Raw genomic sequence first — 18,812 nt, forward strand, 5'->3', positions numbered from 1 at the left:
AGGAACACACTGTGAGCATCTCCAGTGACACCCGCTGCATCAGCTACACCCCCGGGCACAACGTCCACCTGATTCACGGCAAGCGCCTGGCTGTTTACGATGACTGGGTGGATGCCCAGGCCTATGTCGATCTCGATCTGGACCTGATCCAATTGGTGGTAGACGGCGAGCAGCAGCTGATGTGGTTCCATGACCTGCCTTCCCTGGCGCAGGCGCTGGCCCATTCCAACGGCCAGGCGCAGTGGTGCGCACGCTATTCATCGTTGCTGGTGCCCGGAGGCTTCGACAGCCCCGCCCGGCGCTCTTTTTTCTACTTGGCGACGCCGGAAAGGGTCCATCCCTGTAAACGGCTCAGCGCAAACGACTCCGAAGACGCCCAAGCTCAGCGGGGCTGAGCCCGGCTGAGCGCAGGTACTGTTCGGCGTCAAAACCGTCCAGGGCGCGGAGCAGTTCACGCCGTCCGTCGGCCACCCGGGCGTCTTCCTGCTCGGGAGTCAGCGGCTTTTCGCGCGGATGCACCTGAGTGGCATGGAACGCGTTGATGCCGCGGACTGCCTGCTCATAGTCGTCGGCAATGGCCTCCGGTGATGCCCCGGCCAGCTGGAGCAGCAGCATGGCAATGAGCCCGGTGCGGTCCCGGCCGGCCGAGCAGTGGATCACCACCGCGCCGTCGCCGGCCTCCGCTATGGACTCAACGACGGCGGCGATCTTCTCCGGCCAGCGGCGCAGGTTTTCCCGGTAGTAGCGCGGGGAGTCCATGTACGGGCCGCACAAGGCGGTGAAGTCGGGGTCGTTCGCTTCCTGGGTGGGCCGGGTCAGGAACGTGATGCCTGCGGCGGCGTCGGGGCTCACTTCCGGGTCGGTGTCCCGGCGGCCCTGCTCCACGTCGTTGCGGAGGTCGATGACGGTGCGGACGCCGTCGTCGTACGCCTGCCGCCAGCCGTTTTCCGTCAGCCATTCGGACCGGCCCATCCGGAAGATCCGGCGCGGCGCCACGGCCCCTCCGCCGGAAAGGGGAATGCCGCCGAGGTCACGGGCGTTGGCGGCGCCCTCCCACTCCACTCCTCGGTTGCCCATCATGCCCTTCTAGGACCAGTCGAAGAAGCCCTTGCCGGATTTGCGGCCGAGCTCGCCTCGGGCCACTTTGTCCCGCAGAATCTGCGGCGGCTCGAACCGGGGACCCAGCGTGGAGGCCAGATACTCTGCGATGCCCAGCCGCACGTCCAGGCCCACAATGTCTGTGGTCCGCAGCGGACCCGTGGGGTGCTTGTAGCCCAGGACCATGGCCGCATCGATGTCCTCTGCCGAGGCCACGCCCTCTTCCACCATGCGCATGGCTTCCAGGGCAATGGCCACTCCCAGCCGGGAACTGGCAAAGCCTGGGGCATCGTTCACGACCACCGGGGTCTTGCCCAGGTCCTGCGCCCAGGCGGCGGCCGCCTCGGCCAGCTCCCCGGAGGTCTGCTTGCCCAGCACCACTTCGATCAGGGTGGAGGCAGGCACCGGGTTGAAAAAGTGCAGGCCGCAGAACCGTTCCGGGCGCTGCAGCTTTTCCGCCAGCTCGGATACGGACAGCGAGGATGTGTTCGAGGCCAGCCAGGCCTCGGATCCCAGCTGTTCCTCGACCGCAACCAGGGCCGTCGACTTCAGGCCAAAATCTTCAGGCACCGCTTCCACCACCAATCCGGCTCCGGAGAAGGCCGCATAGTCTGTGGACACGGACAGGCGCGCGGTCAGGTCCCCGATGGTCTCGGTGACGGTGCCGCGCTCAACGCTCTTGGCCAGCGCTGAGGCGACGCGGTCACGGGCGGCGGAGGCAGCGTCGTCGTCGCGCTCCACCACCACCACTGTTGCTCCGGCCGTGCAGAAAGCGTGGGCAATGCCTGCGCCCATCCGACCGCCGCCGAGCACGCCTACCGTGGAGGGAACTGCCATTACTTTTTCTTCCTCTCAAGAAACGCCGACATGCGGTCAAACTTGGCCTGCGATTCAAACAGAATCCCCTGCGCCAGGGTGTCAATGACGGGGTGGGCCTCCGCCGGGGCGGCGAAAACTGTTTTGGTGAGCCGGACCGCCAGCGGGTCCTGGCGGTCGATCCGGTCAGCCAGGGCGTGCGCGGCGTTCAGCAGCTGCTCGGGAGCGGCGAGTTCCGTGACCAGGCGGGCCGCCAGCGCTTCCTCCCCCGTCAGCACGCGTCCGGCCAGCAGGATCTCCTTGGCGAGCGGCTCGCCCACGAGTTCCTTCAGCCGCCAGGCGGCACCTGCAGCGGCCAGAATCCCCAGCGAGGTTTCCGGATTGCCGATCTTCAGTCCTGGCGTGCCGATGCGGAAGTCCGCAGCGAAGGCCAGCTCCGCTCCCCCGCCCAGCGCGTAGCCGTCCAGGGCAGCGATGACGGGCATGGGCAGCTTGGCGATCCGGGCGAACACGGTGGAGTTAATGCCGCGCAGGGCGTCGTCGCGGCGGCGTTCCCGCAGCTGGGCTATATCCGCCCCCGAGGCGAACACCCCGTTGCTTCCGGCCAGGATGAGGATCCGGGGGTTCTCTTCCAGATCGGCACACAGTACGTGCAGCTCGTCCACCATGGCGGAATCAATGGCGTTGCGGACTTCCGGCCGGTTCAGGACCGCGGTGACGCGCCCGTTCCCCTCGGTGATCTGCAGGGTGGTGAAGGAGCTGTAATCGTTGCCCATTTACACGGCCTCGATCAGCATGGCCGTACCCTGGCCGACGCCGACGCACATGGTGGCGATGCCGTGGGAAGCACCCTCGCGTTCCATCCGGTTCAACAGGGTGATGGCTATCCGGGAGCCGGAGGATCCCAGCGGGTGGCCCAGGGCAATGGCGCCGCCGTCGTTGTTGACGATGTCCTCGTTCACACCGAGCCGGCGGATGCAGGCCAGGGACTGGGTGGCGAAGGCTTCGTTCAGTTCAAAGGCGCCGACGTCGGCAAGTTTCACGCCGCTGCGCGCGAGGACCTTCTGCGTGGCCGGGACCGGACCGATGCCCATGATTTCCGGCGGCACTCCGGCGGAGGCGCCGTCGACAATCCGGGCCCGGGCGGTGAGACCGTATTCGCGGATGGCGCGCTCGGACGCCACGATGATGGCGGAGGCGCCGTCGTTCAGTGTGCTGGAGTTGCCGGCGGTGACAATGCCGCCGGCCCGGACCACGGGACGCAGCTTGGCGAGCACCTCAGCGGTGGTGCCCTCGCGCGGACCCTCGTCGGTATCCACCACGGTGTCGCCCTTGCGGCCGCGGACGGTGACCGGAACTATTTCGTTCTTGAAGTGTCCGGCGGCAATGGCGGCCAGCGCATTCTCATGCGAGCGGACGGCAAACGCGTCGGCGTCGTCGCGGGAGATACCGTCCACGGCGGCCAGTTCCTCTGCGGTTTCCGGCATGGAGTACGTCATCTTGCCGTCGCGGGAGAGTTCTCCGGAGGTAAAGCGTTCGTTCACGAAGCGCCAGCCGATGGAGGTATCGAAGGTTTCACCGGGCTTGGCGAAGGCCTTGGTGGGCTTTTCGGTGACCCAGGGCGCGCGGCTCATGGATTCGGTGCCGCCGGCAATGACAATGTCCGCGGCTCCCGCCTTGATCATGTGCGAGGCCATGATGATGGCGGACAGCCCGGAGGCGCAGAGCCGGTTCACGGTGATGCCGGGAACGTCGCTGGGGAACCCGGCGAGCAGCGCTGCGAGGCGTGCTACGTTCCGGTTCTCTTCGCCGGCACCGTTGGCGTTGCCCAGGATGACTTCGTCGACGACGGCGGGGTCCAGTCCCTCGCGCGCCACCAGTTCCTGCAGCGTCAGTGCCGCCAGGTCATCGGGCCGGACACTGGACAGCGCGCCCCCGTATCTGCCCACCGGGGTCCGCACTCCGCCCACGAGAAACGCTTCAGTCATGTCTGCTCCCACTGTCTGTGTGCCGCCGGCCGACGCTGGCCGGGCAGCATTTACTGACCATTCGTTCTGTAAAGAATTGCACGGCGGCGTACCGCGGTCAATGTGACCGGCCTTAGGTGACGGACGGCTCCTGCGGACAGAAAGTCCGCAGGATCATCCGCAGCCGGCGGTTCGCGGGGCTAGGCTTCGGGCATGAGCTTCAACATTCAAATATGCGTGGACTGCGAAAACGCCCATGAGCAGGCTGATTGGTGGGCGGAAACGCTGGGCTGGGTCGTTGAACCCCTGGACCAGGCCATGATTGATTCCCTGCTGGATCAGGGGACCATTTCCCCGGACATGCTGGTTGACCATAAAGGGCAGCGGCGGTGGCGCGACGGTGCGGCGATCTGTCGGGAAAGCGAGGTCGGCTCCTCGGAACGCCTGCGTATCCTTTTCCAGCCCGTGCCCGAGCCCAAGACGGCAAAGGACCGCATCCATCTGGACGTCCATATCAACGGGGCGGACAAGGACGTGATACGGGCGGAACTTGAGGCACGCGGAGCCACCTTCCTGTACTCGGAACAGCAGGGGCCATCATCCTGGTACACCATGGCCGATCCCGAAGGAAACGAATTCTGCATCGCCTAGGCCAACGGGCAGCGGCGAGAGAATCCGGCCTGCGGCGCTTCCAGGGTTATTGCAGCAGTTCCGCCGGCACAGCGTAGGTCAGCAGGACCGCCAGCAGGTTCTTGGCGGCGTGCACGGCGTAGGACAGGATGAAATTGTTACCCGCCCAGACGTAGATGCCCACCAACACCGCACCCATCGCCAGGTACGGCATCAGGACCGGCAGCGTCAGCGCCTCCTTGCCGGCCAGGTGGATGCCCGCGAACAGCACCAGGGAGATTCCGCAGCAGACCCATATGTTCAGGTGCCTGCTGAGCTTGCCGATGAGCAGGTGGCGGAAGATGTACTCCTCCACAAACGGAGCGATCAGCACCAGCAGGGGAATGATCAGCAGCGGAGGCAGGGACACCACCAGCCCCTGGACTGCTTCCTGGTTGACAGCTGTTTCGGGCGGTCCGGTGAAGGCCACCGCGACGGCGGTGAGCACCAGCATGGCAAAGACCCCGCCCGGAATGATGGCCAGCGTCAGCCAGGGCCGGGTGGCCAGGATGCGGGTTTCCCGCACCGCGTACCGCCAGGAAGCCCAGGCGGCCAGCGCGCCGGCCGAAAGGTAGAACGCCAGGTTCACCACGTAGCCGGCCAGCAGCGGATCGGGAATCAGGGTGGTCAGTCCGGGGATGCCGAGCCCCGGGGCGTAACTGAAGATCAGCAGGAACAGCACATAAAACCCTCCGGCAATTCCGTCGCGCCGGGTAAAGGCGTAGGACAGGAACTCCGGCCGGCGAAGCTCAGCCACGTTAGACGGTCAACTCCGCCATGACGCGGGGCATGGCGTCCAGCAGTTCCCCGGCCAGGAAGCTGAGGGGTCCCTGGGCGGCGGCCAGCCGGTCGCCGGCGGTGGAGTGCAGATAGGTTCCCCAGCAGGCGGCCTGTTCGGGACTGGCTTTTCGTGCCAGGAACCCGGCGATGGCGCCGGCCAGAACGTCTCCGCTGCCGGAAGTTCCCAAACCTGAGTTGCCCGAAGGAACTTCCCAGCGCCGGCCGTCCGGTGCCGTGATGAACCCGTGGGCCGCCACCACCGCCTTATATTTGGCCGCAATATCGAGGGCCGCCTGCTCCACGTCGAGGTCCGCCTCGGGGTCAAGGTCCAGCAAACGTGCGGCTTCGTTCTTGTTCGGAGTAAGCACCAGCCGGCCGGCCCAGCCTTCATACACCTCCGGCAGACCGGGCAGAACGCCAAGTGCGTAGGCATCGAGGACCACCGACGCGTCATCCTTCATCAGCGGAGCAATACTCCGGAGCAGCTCTGCGGTGGAATCGGCGTCGTCCAGACCGGGGCCAACCACCACCACGTCGGACGTTTCCAGATCGGCCCCAATGGCCTTGCCCGCCCGGGACCCGGAAATTACGCCGTCGTCTTCGGGCAGCGGAGCGCACCCCGATTCGGGAACCGCCACGGCAACGGCCACGGCCACTGATTCGGTTACGGCGAGTGTCAGCCGGCCAGCTCCTACACGCAGGGCAGCGCGGCCGGTGAGCATGGCAGCGCCGGGAGAACGCCGTGCGCCGCCGACCACCAGCACGTTGCCGCGGTCGGATTTGTCGGCGGCCTCACGGTTGACCTGCCAGCCCCTCAGCAGGGCGGGAGTTACGGCAGTTACGGGTTCAACGGGGGTGGACATGGTTGTCATCTCCTGCATGCTCGGTCACCGGTGCGCCGCCGGATTCCAGGTGGTCAACGGCATTGAAACTCTCCAGCGCCCAGCGGCCCTTTCCTTCCGGGCGCATCAGACGGGTAATGGAAGCGTTGCGGACGCTCGTACTGGCGGCAATATCTAGAAGTTCGGCCTCGCTGAGCTGCTCGCAGATGTAGCGGATCAGCATGATCACGGCGTCATGGCAGACGACGGCGACACGCTTTCCGTCGTTTTCGTCGTCGATGTCGCGGAGGACCGAACGCAGCCGCAGTGCCACGTCGGCCCAGGATTCCCCGCCCGGGGGCCGGTAGGAGAACTTGCCCAGCCAGTTTCGCCGCTGTGCTTCATCCGGGAAACGGGCGTCCACTCCTGCTGAGGTCAGCAGGTCCAGGATGCCCAGTTCCCGGTCGCGCAGCCGTTCGTCCAGGCGCATGTCCTGCAGGCCTGTCAGCTCGGCTGTCTGCCGGGCCCGCAGGTACGGCGAACACCAGACGGCCTCGGGACGTTCATCCTCCGGCAGCGCGGCGAGCCAGCGGCCCAGCGCTTCACCCTGCTGAACACCGGCGTCACTCAGCGGAACGTCGGCGTCCCGCAGCCCAATGTCGATGACTTCGGCCCCGGAGCGGTGTGCCGCTGTGGCAGCTACGTTTCCCGCGCTTTCGCCGTGGCGGATGAGGACCAGTTCAATTGCACCCATCCTCCGACTCTACCCCTGCTCCAAAATCGAGCCGAGATGAATTGAAGAAAAAACCATCCGGGATTCATTATTCGAAGTCCTTGATTTGGGCACAGCGGATGTGGTTAGGCTCGACAATGGAAAATACGCTTTGGAACGCCTCAACAGACATTTCCAGGATTTCTGCAGGGAATCGGGCACGGCGGACTTTATTGGCATGCTCAGGGGTGGTTGTCCTTGCATCCTGCTCTGCGGCTCCCGCGGACAGCACCGCCGCCGGGAGCACCAACAGCCCTGCCCCCACTGTCCCTTCGTCTTCTTCTGCCTCCCCCATGCCCGTTCCCTCATCTGCATCAGCTGAAAGCACACCCTTACATGAACCTCTGTCACCGGATTCACGGTCGTACCCGGCGGAAGAACTCGTTCTCTCCGAAAAGGGAACAGGCAGCGGAAGCTATGTTGTTGAGGGTGGACTGAGAGAGGGAGAATCCATCACCATTGCGGTCATGTGCACCCCGGGCGGAAAACTGGACGTGAAGACCGACCCCGCCATCGCAGGCATCGGCAACTTTCACTGCGGCAATGGGCCGCTTGACATGAGCGTCAGCAATCCCGCCTTCGTGCGGGACATTCCGGATCTGTTCGTCACTGTGGAGACGTCCAGCGGCGGGTCCTTCTGGGTTCAGGCCCGGGTCCACAGCGGCGCCTAGGATTTATGAAAATGTTTCCTTTGCATGGATAAATAAACTCCCAACACTTTCCAAAAAACCTTGATTCACCTTACGTCATTGTGTTTAGGGTCGTTGATGGGAACCTTTATGAAGGAAAGTGCATCGACCGCAGCACGCACCTCCGCCACCCGAAAGGTGAGCGGTCTTCTGGCCTGCGTGTTTGTTGTTGCCCTCGGTGGTTGTTCCGCAGATGGGGCAGCCGAAGCCGAGCCGGCAACCACGCCGGCTGCCGAAAGCCCGTCCCCCTTCGTTGTTGCTCCAGAATCGGATCTGGCGGAACCCCTTGCACCGCAGATTGAATTCGACGGTTATTCTCCCTCCGGGCAGAGGGTTCTTTCCGAGCAGGGCGTTGGCACCGGAACCCATGAGTTTGACGGAGTACTGGAAGCGGGACAGGTCCTGAGCCTCTCTGCGTCCTGTTCCCCCGGTGATTCGGTGTCCATCAGCGCAGGTATGGGGAGTTATACCGTTCCCTGCAGCAGCCCCGGCAGTTCATATTCTTTCAATGCTCCGGCCGCCGAGCCGGTTGAAGACGTGGAAGTCACTGTGGAAACAGCTGACGGCTCCCCCTACTGGCTCGCGGCCTGGGTGCACGACGCAGAATAAGCCTGCCGCGCGCCATCACGTGCGGGTGCGCTGGTCCACCTTGCCACCGTTGCGGACTGTAAAGGTCAGCAGGAACGCAACTGCGGCGAAGGCCGCCAGCAGCATGAGCCCCACGAAGTAGCTGCGGTTGGCCGGATCGTAGGTGGCACCCATGACCAGCGGCGGAAAATAGCCGCCCAGTCCCCCGGCGGCGGCGATGATCCCGCCGACCGTGCCCACGTCCTGCGCCGGCGCTGCCCGTCCCACCCAGGCAAACACACCCCCGGTGCCCAGCCCCAGGAACAGGGCCATCAGGATGAACGCCGTGCCGTACACCCGTTCCTCCTCCGGCCGCAGCGCAACGACAATGGCCAGGACCACGGTGCCGGCCAGGGACGTGAGCGTCACCAGTTTCGGACCCACTTTGTCCGCGATCGTTCCGCCGATGGGCCGGGCGATCACGGCTGCCACGGCGAACCCGGCAGTACGGGTTCCGGCAGCGGTGGCGTCATAGTCGTACACGTTGCCCAGGTACGTGGGCAGGTAGTTGGAGAACGCCACGAACGCGCCGAACACCACCCCGTAAAGGAAGCACAGTTGCCAGGTCACGCGCAGGCTGAAGGCGTGGGTAATCTTCGGCAGCACCGGTTCGGTGGGTGCAGACCAGGCCGGTGACTCACGCAGAATCAGCCAGCTCAGAACCGCCATGGCCGCCACCACGACGGCGATGGTGATGTGGGTGCCCATGTAGCCGACGGCGGTGACCAGCCGCGGCGTGAAGAACGCCGAGACGGCGGTGCCCACCATGCCCGCGCCGAAGACGCCGGTGGCGAATCCTTTCCGGGTGCGTTCGTACCAGGCCGAGCAGAACGGAATACCGATGGCGAACACCGTCCCGGCGATGCCCAGAAAAAACGCAATGACTACCAGGAACGGGAAGTTCCCCATCTGTCCCACGATGCCGGTCAGCAGCACCAGCGGCGCGGTAACACCCAGAATGACGGTGAACATGATCCGGCCGCCGTAGCGGTCGGTCAGGGCCCCCACGGGAATGCGGGCCACGGATCCCACCAGGATGGGCATGGCCACCAAGATGGAGGTCTGACCCGGTCCCAGATCCATGTCTGTGGCGTACCGGCTGGACAACGGCCCGATGATTGTCCAGGCCCAGAACCCCACCGTGGACGCCACCGTGGCAACAATAAGGTTCTTCAGCTGACCGGATCTCAGGTCCGCGGATGACGCCGGCGATTGCGCTGAAGCTGGCATGACGGTCTCCTCTCGTGCAGGGCTGGTGCCGGCGCATCAGTTCCGGGGTGTGCCTTTGCGGTTGCGGTCCGGAGTGCCTACCGGAGCCCAGCTGCCGCGCGGCGTGGGTGACCCGGGTGCAGGTCTCTTTCCGCGGGAGCGGTAGACGATGTACGGGCGGAACAGGTACTGCACCGGTGCGGTGAAGGCATGGACCAGACGGGTGAACGGCCAGAGCGCAAACAGCGCCAGCCCCCACAGGGTGTGGATCTTGAAGGAAAGGGACGCTGCGGTCATCGCGGCAATGTCCGGCTGGAAAATGAAAATGGAGCGGAACCACGGCGCCACGGTGTCCCGGTAATTCACGATCCCGGCGTCGAAGACGGAGAAAACGGTGGTGGCCAGCCCGGCCAGGATGGCGGCCAGCAGGAAGATGTACATCACTTTGTCATTCCGGGTGGTGGCCATAAAGACCGGCCCGGTGGTCCGCCGCCGGTAGATCAGCAGGACGATCCCCACAAGCGTGGCGAACCCGGCAATGGAGCCCACGCTGAGGGCAAAGAAGTGGTACCGGTCCTCATTGATCCGGATGGCATCCATCCAGGTCTTCGGGATGACCAGCCCCACAAAGTGGCCCACGATCACCGCCAGGATGCCAAAGTGGAACAGTGGAGAGGCAATGCGCAGCAGCCGGGATTCGTACAGCTGGGAGGAGCGGGTGGTCCAGCCGAACTGGTCATACCGGTAGCGCCAGATTGAGCCCAGAATGAGTACGGCCAGCACCACGTAGGGCAGCACGCCCCAGAGCATCACGTCGCCCAAACCCACCTGCACGTTGGCCGGCGGAGGTACGTCCGCACGTATCATGGCGCGTTCCTTTCATGCACCGGCAGCAGCCGGGAACTGTAAGGTTCCAGGCCCACCGTTTCCGTGGGCGGCCCGTAGCCGGCCGTCTGCATGACCGTTTGCCGGTCCTCGGGAGAAACCCCGGGCAGGGTCGAGCAGACCAGGGCCAGGGCTCCGGAGTACGGAAGATTGTCATCGCGCAGTGCCAGCCGCAGCAGTTCCAGCGAGGGCCGGTAGCGCTGCAGCAGTTCGTAGCCGTCCGACGGGGAAACCTTGGCGGCGAATTCCAGCACCAGCGGCAGGTAGTCCGGCAGCTCGGAGCCTTCGGGCAGGGCGCCGTGTGCCCGGTAGACCTCTTTGAAGGCTGCGAGCGCCTCACCGCGGCGGCGGGTGTCGCCGTCGGTCCAGTAGGTCAGGTGCAGGCTGTGCCGCTTCGACAGGTCAAATTCCTGGACATAATTCGACTGCACCTCGGGCAGCGGTTCGACGGTCAGCCAGGAGAGCAGCTCATCCAGCGGTTCGGCATCCGCGCCGGCTTCGGCGAGCGCCGCACGCATGGACGGCACCAGGTCCACCAGTTCCTGGTCGGGATACTCCAGCAGCAGCCCGCAGACCTGCCGGACGACGGCGCTGCGCCGGGGATGGGCATCCTTGTACGGCTCCGGCTCGACGGTTCCTTTGCCGGGCTTGCCGAGCAGTTTCTCCAGCAGGCTCACCGGCCACCTCCCTGCTGGTCAGGTCCGTCGCCCTCGGCCTGGTCGTAACCGGCGCCGATGCCGCTTTCGGACTGGGTACCGCCGGTGGTTCCGGGCACACCGCGGTTGCCGTCAGCTGGAAACAGGCCCCTGGGAGACCCCCGCCCGTCCCAGTTCAACAGGTTGACGCGGCCGCCGAGATCGCCGTTGCCGGTGGGATCGTCCCCGCGCTGGCGGGCCTGCAAGGCGGCGAAGTTTTCCACCGCAACGGGCATCGGCCGCCCGGAGGCTTCGCCGAAGACACCGGTTTGCCCCATTCCGGGGCCTCCGTCCACATCCAGGGAACAGCCGATTTCCTCCAGGTTGTGGGCGTCCTCGAGATGGGCACTGGGAATGACGTAGCGCTCCTCATACTTGGCGATGGCCATCAGCCGGTACATGGCCACGATCTGTTCGCCGGTCATTCCAACATCGGCGGCAATCTGTTCATCGGGGGCGTCACCGAGGGTGATGTTCCGCATGTAGGCGCGCATCGCGGCGAGCTTGCGCAGTACACCGGTGACCAGGTCAGTGTCCCCCGCAGTGAACAGCTCCGCCAGATACTCCACGGGGATCCGCAGCGCCTCGATGGCGCCGAACAGATTATCCGCGCTCTCGCCGTCGTGCCCCTGTTCCTTCAGCACATCCACGATCGGGGACAGCGGCGGCACGTACCAGACCATGGGCATGGTGCGGTACTCCGGATGCAGCGGCAGTGCCACCCGGAAGGTCTTGGCCAGTGCGTACACCGGCGAGCGCCGGGCGGCCTCCAGCCAGTCCTCCGGAATGCCCTCGGCCCTCGCCGCGGCAAGCACCTCCGGGTCATTGGGATCCATCATCAGATCCAGCTGGGCCTCGTACAGGTCCTTTTCATCCGGGACCGAAGCGGCAGCTGTGACCCGGTCGGCGTCGTACAGGAAGATGCCAATGTAGCGCAGCCGGCCCACACAGGTCTCGGCGCACACCGTGGGCAGGCCCACCTCGATGCGCGGATAGCAGAAGGTGCACTTCTCTGCCTTGCCCGAGCGGTGGTTGAAGTACATCTTTTTGTACGGGCAGCCGGTCACGCACTGCCGCCAGCCGCGGCAGCGGTCCTGGTCCACCAGCACAATCCCGTCCTCTTCGCGTTTGTAGATCGCACCGGACGGGCAGGACGCCATGCAGGAGGGATTCAAACAGTGCTCGCAGATCCGCGGCAGATAAAACATGAAGGTGGAGTCGAATTCCAGCTTCACCTTCTCCTCCGCCTCGCGGCGCATCTTTTCCAGCACCGGGTCGCTGAGCTGGGTGCGGGGCGAACCGCCCAGGCTGTCATCCCAGTTGGCGGACCACTCGATCTTCATGTCCTCGCCGGTAATCAGGGACTTCGGCTTCGCCACCGGAAAATCGTTGCCGGCGGGAGCGTTGATCAGGTTTTCGTAATCGTAGGTCCACGGCTCGTAGTAGTCATCCAGCTCCGGCTGGACCGGGCTGGCGAAGATGCCAAAGAGCTTGGCCAGCCGGCCGCCGGCCTTCAGCTTCAGCTTGCCGCGGCTGTTCAGTTCCCAGCCGCCCTTCCACTTCTCCTGGTCCTCGTAACGGCGCGGATACCCCTGCCCGGGACGGGTCTCCACGTTGTTGAACCAGACGTATTCAGTGCCTGCCCGGTTGGTCCACGCCTGTTTGCAGGTAACGGAGCAGGTGTGGCAGCCGATGCACTTGTCCAGCGCCATCACCATTGCTGTTTGGGCCATGATTCGCATCAGTACGCCACTTTCTGGGAACGCTTGCGGACAACGGAAACAATGTCACGCTGGTTGCCGGTGGGACCCAGGTAGTTGAAGGCCCAGGACAGCTGCGCGTAACCGCCGATCATGTGGGTGGGCTTGACCAGGATGCGGGTCACCGAGTTGTGGATCCCGCCGCGCCGGCCGGTCGCCTCCGACTTGGGCACGTCAATGATGCGTTCCTGGGCGTGATGGACATAGATGACTCCGGCCGGCATCCGGCTGGACACAATGGCCCGTCCCACCAGGACCCCGTTGTTGGAGATGCACTCCACCCAGTCATTGTCATTAACTTCAATCAGTGCAGCGTCCTGCGTACTCATCCATACGGCAGTTCCGCCGCGGGAGAGCGAGAGCATCAGCAGGTTGTCCTGGTATTCGGAATGGATGGACCATTTGTTGTGCGGCGTCAGATAGCGCACCGCCACCGACAGGTCGCCTCGGGTGCCCAGCTGCGGTTCTCCGAACAATCGATGCATGTCCAGCGGCGGCCGGTAGATCGGCAGGGCCTCCCCCATGTCCTGCATCCAGTCATGGTCCAGGAAGAAGTGCATCCGGCCGGTCAGCGTGTGGAAGGGCTTGAGCCGCTCAATGTTGATGGTGAACGGTGCGTAGCGCCGCCCGCCGGTTTCCGAGCCCGACCATTCCGGCGACGTGATCACCGGCGTGGGCCGGTCCTGGGTGTCGCGGAAGGTGATCTTCTTGTCCTCCGCACCCTCGGCCAGGTCCGCCAGCGGGGTGCCGGTCCGCTTCTCCAAGGTCCGGAAACCCTGCACCGCCAGTTCCCCGTTGGTGGTTCCGGAGAGCCGCAGGATGGCCTCGGCCATCCGCGCATCCGTATCCACGGCCGGGCGGCCCGCCGCAGCGCCCCGGTCATACACCCCGTGCATCCGGGCCAGCTCCTGCACCGGCCTGGTGACGTCATACTTCACGAACTTGGTGACCAGGCCCAGCTTGTCCGCCAGCGGCCCGACAGCCACGAACTTCTGCGCAATGGCCGTGTAGTCCCGCTCCACCACTTTAAGCTCGGGCAGGTTCTTGCCCGGGATCGCCGGAATGTCGGTGCCCTTCCAGTCCGGGGCGTGGCCGCCGGGCTGGGCAATTTCGCCCGGGGTGTCATGCGTCAGGGCCGTAGCCACCAGGTCCTTCCGGACGCCCAGATGGGTCACGGACTGGCGGGAGACTTCCTCGGCCAGCAGCCGGAAAAGATCGTAGTCCGTCTTTGCTTCCCACGGCGGTGCGATGGCGGGCGTGAACGCATGCACATACGGATGCATGTCCGTGGAGGAGAGGTCGTATTTCTCGTACCAGGTGGCGGCCGGGAACACGACGTCGGAGAGCAGGGTGGAACTGGTCATCCGGAAATCAGCGGACACCAGCAGGTCCAGCTTGCCCTCCGGTGCGTTGTCCCGCCAGACGACGTCGGCGGGCCGGGATTCGCCGTGATCCTTCCCCATCACGTTGTTCAGGGTGCCCAGCAGATGCTTCTGGAAATACTCCTCCCCCTTGGCTGAGGAACCCAGCAGGTTGGAACGCCACAGAACCAGGGTTCGAGGCCAGTTCTCCGGCGCATCCACGTCCTCCACGGCAAACCGCAGCCGGCCGTCCTTGAGCCGCCGGGCCACCCAGGACGCTTCATTGGCTGCCTCGCCGCGGGCCACGCCGGCCGCTGCCTCGTCGGCCACATCCAGCGAATTCTTGGCGTCAAACTGCGGGAAGAACGGCATCCAGCCCATGCGGGTGGACTTGGCGATCACATCTGCGGTGTGCATCCCGCGCAGGTGCCCCTGCGCCAGCGGCGACTGCATGGAATCAGAGGAATAGCCGTCGGAACGGAACTGGTCGGTGTGCATGTACCAAAAGGCGGTGCCGATCATGAACCGGGGAGGCCGGTTCCAGTCTCCGGCCGACGCCATTGCCGCCCAGCCGGTGATCGGCCGGCACTTTTCCTGGCCCACATAGTGAGCCCAGCCGCCGCCGTTGCGGCCCTCGCAGCCGGTGAGCATGAGCATCGCAAGGATTGCCCGGTAGGTAACGTCCCCGTGGTACCACTGGCAGATTCCGGCGCCGAGGATGATCATGGACCGGCCCTTGGACTTTTCAGCGTTGGCCGAGAACTCACGGGCGGTGCGGATAACCGCTTCAGGGGACACATTGGTGACTTCCTCCTGCCAGGCAGGAGTGTAGGGGGTTTCTGCGTCGTCATATCCGGCGGCCCACTCCCCCGGCAGTCCGTCCCTGCCCACCCCGTATTGGGCGAGCATCAGGTCAAAGACCGTAGTCACCGTGCGTCCGGCGACCGTCGCGACCGGCACGCCGCGGCGCATCACGGAGCCCACGCCGCTGGGATCGGTGAAGGCCGGAAGGTCCACCCTGCTGGTTTCCCCCTGCCAGGAGGAAGCATCAGCGATGGACAGCGCCGGAACCACGCCTTGCAGGTCCAGGTTCCATTTCCCGGCGTCGCCGTCGTTGTAGCGGAAGCCCACTGAACCGTTGGGCACAACGGGGGTACCGGCGTCGCGGTCCAGCAGCACCGTCTTGAAGGCGGCGTCTGCGGCTCCGGACTCACGCCCGCCGAGGTCCGCGGCGGTGAGGAACTTGCCCGGAACCACCGTTCCGTCGGCGCGGGTGTCCACCGAGACCAGGAACGGGAGGTCAGTGAACTGGCGGACATAGTCCTCGAAGAACGGAACCCTGCGGTCCACGAAGTTCTCCTTGAGAATCACGTGGCCCATGGCCATGGCGAGCGCACCGTCTGATCCGGCCTGGGCAGGGAGCCACTCGTCCGCGAACTTGGTGTTGTCCGCGTAGTCGGGGCTGACCGAAACCACCTTTGTCCCGCGGTAGCGCCCCTCCACCATCCAGTGGGCGTCCGGGGTGCGGGTGACCGGGATGTTGGAGCCCCACATCATCAGGTAGGTGGCATCCCACCAGTCCCCGGACTCGGGCACATCGGTCTGGTCCCCGAAAACCTGCGGGCTGGCCACCGGCAGGTCCGCGTACCAGTCGTAGAAGCTGTTCATCACCCCGCCGATGAGGTTGATGAACCGCGCGCCGGCTGCGTGGGACACCATGGACATGGCCGGAATGGGAGAGAAGCCGGTGCAGCGGTCCGGACCGTAGTTCTTGATCGTGGCCACGTGCGCCGCGGCTGTCATTTCCAGCGCCTCGGCCCAGCTGGAGCGGACCAGTCCCCCCTTGCCGCGGGCCTGCTGATAGGTGCGGCGGCCTTCGGGATCACCGACCACCTGTTCCCAGGCCAGCACCGGATCCCCTGTGTCCTTCTTCGCCGCCCGGTACATTTCCAGAAGCACGCCGCGGATATACGGATAGCGCACGCGGGTGGGTGAATAGGTGTACCAGGAGAATGCGGCACCGCGCGGGCAGCCCCGAGGCTCATATTCGGGGCGGTCCGGTCCCACCGTGGGATAGTCGGTTTCCTGCGCCTCCCAGGTGATGATCCCGTCTTTGACGTAGACCTTCCAGGAGCAGGATCCCGTGCAGTTCACTCCGTGGGTGGAGCGCACCACCTTGTCATGGCTCCACCGGTTCCGGTAGAACGAATCGCCCTTGCGCCCGCCCTCCCGGAACACGGCACGGCCGTCGTCGGTCTCATCCCAGCGGGTGAAAAATCTGCCGAGCTTGAGCATTGCTTCTGTTGCCGGGCCATCGATCCCCGGAGCGGAACCAGCCATGAAACCCACGCTAGGCCGGGAGCGGCGGGCCGGACAGTCCAGCGGCACGAAATACCTGCCGCGGGGGCAAACCGGGCCGGAGGGACGGCTTCTGCGCAGTGCCCCCACGGGGTCCCGCACAGTGGGTTTGGGATGGAGCGATAAACTCGGAACTGTGAGCACAGATCTTCCTGAACAGGTGTCCGATATTTTCGACCCGCAGCAGTGGCGTCTTGTCTCCGGGTTCGAGGACCTGCAGGACATGACCTACCACCGCCAAGTGGAGCGCTCGGCCGACGGCGGGATCGTGCGTGACCTGCCCACCGTGCGCATCGCGTTCAACCGTCCGGAGGTCCGCAACGCGTTCCGCCCGGGCACGGTGGATGAGCTGTACCGGGCCATGGACCATGCCCGGATGACCCCCGACGTTGCCACGGTTCTGCTCACCGGCAACGGCCCCTCCCCCAAGGACGGCGGGCATTCCTTCTGCTCCGGCGGAGACCAGCGGATCCGCGGCCGCGACGGCTACCGGTACGCCGAGGGCGAGACCCGGGAAACCATCGATCCGGCCCGCGCCGGCCGGCTGCACATCTTGGAAGTCCAGCGCCTGATGCGCACCATGCCCAAGGTGGTCATCGCCGTCGTCAACGGCTGGGCCGCCGGCGGCGGGCACAGCCTGCACGTGGTCTCGGACCTGACCATCGCCTCCCGCCAGCACGGGAAGTTCAAGCAGACCGACGCCACGGTGGGCAGTTTCGACGCCGGCTACGGTTCGGCGCTGCTGGCCCGGCAGATCGGCCAGAAGAAGGCCCGTGAGATCTTCTTCCTCGCCCGGGAGTATTCCGCCGAGGACATGGTGGCCATGGGCGCGGTCAACGAAGCCGTGGACCACGAGAACCTGGAAAAGGTCGCCCTGGACTACGCCGCGGACATTGCCCGGCAGTCCCCGCAGGCCATCCGCATGCTGAAGTTCGCGTTCAACCTGGCCGATGACGGCCTGGCCGGACAGCAGGTCTTCGCCGGGGAAGCCACCCGGCTGGCCTACATGACCGATGAGGCAGTGGAAGGCAAAGAAGCCTTCCTTGAGAAACGGGACCCCGACTGGTCCTCCTTCCCCTACTACTTCTAAGCCGCCGCCATGGAACTGCTGACCGTCCACACTCCCGCCGGGTTCAATGCCGAGGCGCTGCTGGCTCCGCTGGCAGACGCCCTCGCCGGTGAAGGTCCGGCGGTCGCTCCGCATGCGGACCCGAACCAGACCTTCTCCGGGGAACTGCCCAACGATGACATCGCGCTGGTGATCAGCACCTCCGGGTCCACCGGAACCCCCAAGCAGACGATGCTCAGCACCGATGCCCTTGCGGCGTCCTCCATGGCCACGGCCATGGCGCTGCACGCTGACGGGCAGTGGCTGATGGCGCTGCCGGCACACTACATTGCCGGCGTCCAGGTCCTGATCCGGTCGCTGTACGCAGGGACCCAGCCGGTTTTCATGGACACCTCCGGTTCTTTCAGCGCTGCGCGCTTCACACAGGCTGCGGAACAAATGACGGACCGCAACCGGTTCACCTCCCTGGTGCCCACGCAGCTGCACCGGCTGCTGACCAACGTGGAGCCGGAGACCCTGCGCGTGCTCCGCCGTTTCAACGCCATCCTGCTCGGCGGTGCACCCGCCGGCGCCGGTCTGCTCGCCGACGCCGCCGCCCTGGGCCTGAACGTGGTGACCACGTACGGCATGAGTGAAACCTGCGGCGGCTGCGTGTACGACGGCGTGCCGCTTCCCGGTGTCGATGTCCAGATGGAATCCGGTGCTCTCTGGATTGCCGGTGACATCCTGGCCGACGGTTACATGGGACAGCCGGAGCTGACCGCTGAACGTTTCCGCTTTAATTCCGGCAAACGCTGGTACCGGACCGATGACACGGGCGACGTGCGGAACGGGCGGGTGACGGTCTCGGGAAGGCTGGATGACGTCATCGTCAGTGGCGGCATCAAGATTTCCGCCGCCTCCGTGAGCGCCGCCATCGAACAGCTGCCTGAAGTGTCCGAGGCCGTGGTGCTGGGACTGGACAGCCCGGAGTGGGGCAGCCTGGTGGGTGCCGCCGTCGTCGGCTCCGTAGATCCTGAAAAGGTGCGGGACGCCGTCCGCTCGGCGCTGGGAAAGCCTGCCGTGCCCAAGGTGGTGCTGTTGCTTGAGGCCCTGCCCCTGCTGGCCAACGGCAAAACCGACCGGGTGGGGCTCCGGCGCCTCCTGGCGGCCGCCGGGCACACCCACCCCTGAGCCGCCGGCGCCCGCCTTCCCTGCGGGTTTCACGGCCGGCCTCCGGCTCATTGGAACGTTGAA

19 protein-coding genes are annotated in these 18,812 nt (G+C 65.4%); 6 read left to right on the forward strand and 13 right to left on the reverse strand.

The window, feature by feature from the left end:
• Positions 1-11 precede the first annotated feature (11 nt).
• Entirely contained in the window at positions 12-395 is a 384-nt protein-coding gene (locus MUG94_RS14675; protein WP_227890452.1) for a hypothetical protein, read from the forward strand.
• On the opposite strand, the gene MUG94_RS14680 is transcribed toward MUG94_RS14675, so the two are convergent.
• The 4 genes from MUG94_RS14680 to MUG94_RS14695 are packed head-to-tail and all read right to left on the reverse strand — an operon-like array spanning position 352 to position 3,902.
• Positions 352-1,077: a tyrosine-protein phosphatase gene (locus MUG94_RS14680; protein ID WP_227906866.1), complete on the reverse strand. Its 726-nt coding sequence runs from the start codon at positions 1,075-1,077 to the stop codon at positions 352-354. The two genes, MUG94_RS14675 and MUG94_RS14680, sit on opposite strands and share 44 nt — an antisense overlap.
• 9 nt (positions 1,078-1,086) lie before the next feature.
• Positions 1,087-1,935: a 3-hydroxyacyl-CoA dehydrogenase family protein gene (locus tag MUG94_RS14685; RefSeq protein WP_227906869.1), complete on the reverse strand. Its 849-nt coding sequence runs from the start codon at positions 1,933-1,935 to the stop codon at positions 1,087-1,089.
• A complete protein-coding gene (locus MUG94_RS14690; protein WP_227890459.1) occupies positions 1,935-2,690 on the reverse strand; it encodes an enoyl-CoA hydratase/isomerase family protein in 756 nt (251 codons plus the stop codon). The genes MUG94_RS14685 and MUG94_RS14690 overlap by 1 nt, the downstream gene beginning before the upstream one ends.
• Positions 2,691-3,902: a thiolase family protein gene (locus MUG94_RS14695; RefSeq protein WP_227906871.1), complete on the reverse strand. Its 1,212-nt coding sequence runs from the start codon at positions 3,900-3,902 to the stop codon at positions 2,691-2,693. It abuts the gene before it with no gap.
• A gap of 192 nt (positions 3,903-4,094) precedes the next feature.
• Between MUG94_RS14695 and MUG94_RS14700 the strand changes: the two genes are divergently transcribed.
• Positions 4,095-4,532 (forward strand): VOC family protein, encoded by a 438-nt coding sequence (locus MUG94_RS14700; RefSeq protein ID WP_227906873.1) that lies wholly within the window; start codon positions 4,095-4,097, stop codon positions 4,530-4,532.
• A gap of 46 nt (positions 4,533-4,578) precedes the next feature.
• Here MUG94_RS14700 and MUG94_RS14705 read toward each other — a convergent pair whose 3' ends face one another.
• The 4 genes from MUG94_RS14705 to MUG94_RS14720 all read right to left on the reverse strand — a co-directional run bounded on the left by MUG94_RS14705 (position 4,579) and on the right by MUG94_RS14720 (position 7,218).
• Complete coding sequence (locus tag MUG94_RS14705; RefSeq protein WP_227906874.1) at positions 4,579-5,307, reverse strand: CPBP family intramembrane glutamic endopeptidase; 729 nt, start codon at positions 5,305-5,307, stop codon at positions 4,579-4,581.
• A gap of 1 nt (position 5,308) precedes the next feature.
• Complete coding sequence (locus tag MUG94_RS14710) at positions 5,309-6,193, reverse strand: NAD(P)H-hydrate dehydratase (protein ID WP_227906876.1); 885 nt, start codon at positions 6,191-6,193, stop codon at positions 5,309-5,311.
• On the reverse strand, positions 6,177-6,905 hold the full coding sequence (locus tag MUG94_RS14715) for a histidine phosphatase family protein (RefSeq protein WP_227906879.1): 729 nt from the start codon (positions 6,903-6,905) through the stop codon (positions 6,177-6,179). Before MUG94_RS14715 ends, MUG94_RS14710 begins: the two co-directional genes overlap by 17 nt.
• Positions 6,906-6,972: 67 nt before the next feature.
• Entirely contained in the window at positions 6,973-7,218 is a 246-nt protein-coding gene (locus MUG94_RS14720; protein ID WP_227906881.1) for a hypothetical protein, read from the reverse strand.
• A 172-nt stretch (positions 7,219-7,390) separates the two neighbouring features.
• Between MUG94_RS14720 and MUG94_RS14725 the strand changes: the two genes are divergently transcribed.
• The gene (locus tag MUG94_RS14725) at positions 7,391-7,594 is read left to right on the forward strand and encodes a hypothetical protein (RefSeq protein ID WP_227906883.1); all 204 of its coding nucleotides are present in this window, start codon (positions 7,391-7,393) and stop codon (positions 7,592-7,594) included.
• A 108-nt stretch (positions 7,595-7,702) separates the two neighbouring features.
• Positions 7,703-8,221 carry a hypothetical protein gene (locus tag MUG94_RS14730; RefSeq protein ID WP_227906884.1) on the forward strand — a complete coding sequence of 173 codons (519 nt, stop codon included), beginning with the start codon at positions 7,703-7,705 and terminating at the stop codon, positions 8,219-8,221.
• Positions 8,222-8,236: 15 nt separating this feature from the next.
• Here the strand turns inward: MUG94_RS14730 and MUG94_RS14735 are convergent, their stop codons facing one another.
• The 5 genes from MUG94_RS14735 to MUG94_RS14755 are packed head-to-tail and all read right to left on the reverse strand — an operon-like array spanning position 8,237 to position 16,489.
• Complete coding sequence (locus MUG94_RS14735) at positions 8,237-9,469, reverse strand: MFS transporter (RefSeq protein ID WP_227906886.1); 1,233 nt, start codon at positions 9,467-9,469, stop codon at positions 8,237-8,239.
• 36 nt (positions 9,470-9,505) lie between these two features.
• On the reverse strand, positions 9,506-10,315 hold the full coding sequence (gene narI / locus MUG94_RS14740; protein ID WP_227906888.1) for a respiratory nitrate reductase subunit gamma: 810 nt from the start codon (positions 10,313-10,315) through the stop codon (positions 9,506-9,508).
• Positions 10,312-11,010, reverse strand: coding sequence for a nitrate reductase molybdenum cofactor assembly chaperone (gene narJ / locus MUG94_RS14745; RefSeq protein WP_227906890.1), 699 nt, complete (start codon positions 11,008-11,010; stop codon positions 10,312-10,314). Before narJ ends, narI begins: the two co-directional genes overlap by 4 nt.
• Positions 11,007-12,770, reverse strand: coding sequence for a nitrate reductase subunit beta (narH, locus tag MUG94_RS14750; RefSeq protein ID WP_227906892.1), 1,764 nt, complete (start codon positions 12,768-12,770; stop codon positions 11,007-11,009). The genes narJ and narH overlap by 4 nt, the downstream gene beginning before the upstream one ends.
• Positions 12,770-16,489: a nitrate reductase subunit alpha gene (locus MUG94_RS14755; protein ID WP_227906895.1), complete on the reverse strand. Its 3,720-nt coding sequence runs from the start codon at positions 16,487-16,489 to the stop codon at positions 12,770-12,772. The genes narH and MUG94_RS14755 overlap by 1 nt, the downstream gene beginning before the upstream one ends.
• 154 nt (positions 16,490-16,643) lie before the next feature.
• Here MUG94_RS14755 and MUG94_RS14760 point away from each other — a divergent pair, with 154 nt between their 5' ends.
• A complete protein-coding gene (locus MUG94_RS14760; protein WP_227906896.1) occupies positions 16,644-17,597 on the forward strand; it encodes a 1,4-dihydroxy-2-naphthoyl-CoA synthase in 954 nt (317 codons plus the stop codon).
• Between the two features lie 9 nt (positions 17,598-17,606).
• Positions 17,607-18,749 (forward strand): AMP-binding protein, encoded by a 1,143-nt coding sequence (locus MUG94_RS14765; protein WP_227890473.1) that lies wholly within the window; start codon positions 17,607-17,609, stop codon positions 18,747-18,749.
• Positions 18,750-18,812 lie beyond the last annotated feature (63 nt).

It is taken from the genome of Arthrobacter gengyunqii, assembly GCF_023022985.1.
In the GTDB taxonomy this organism is placed as follows: Bacteria; Actinomycetota; Actinomycetes; order Actinomycetales; family Micrococcaceae; genus Arthrobacter_B; species Arthrobacter_B gengyunqii.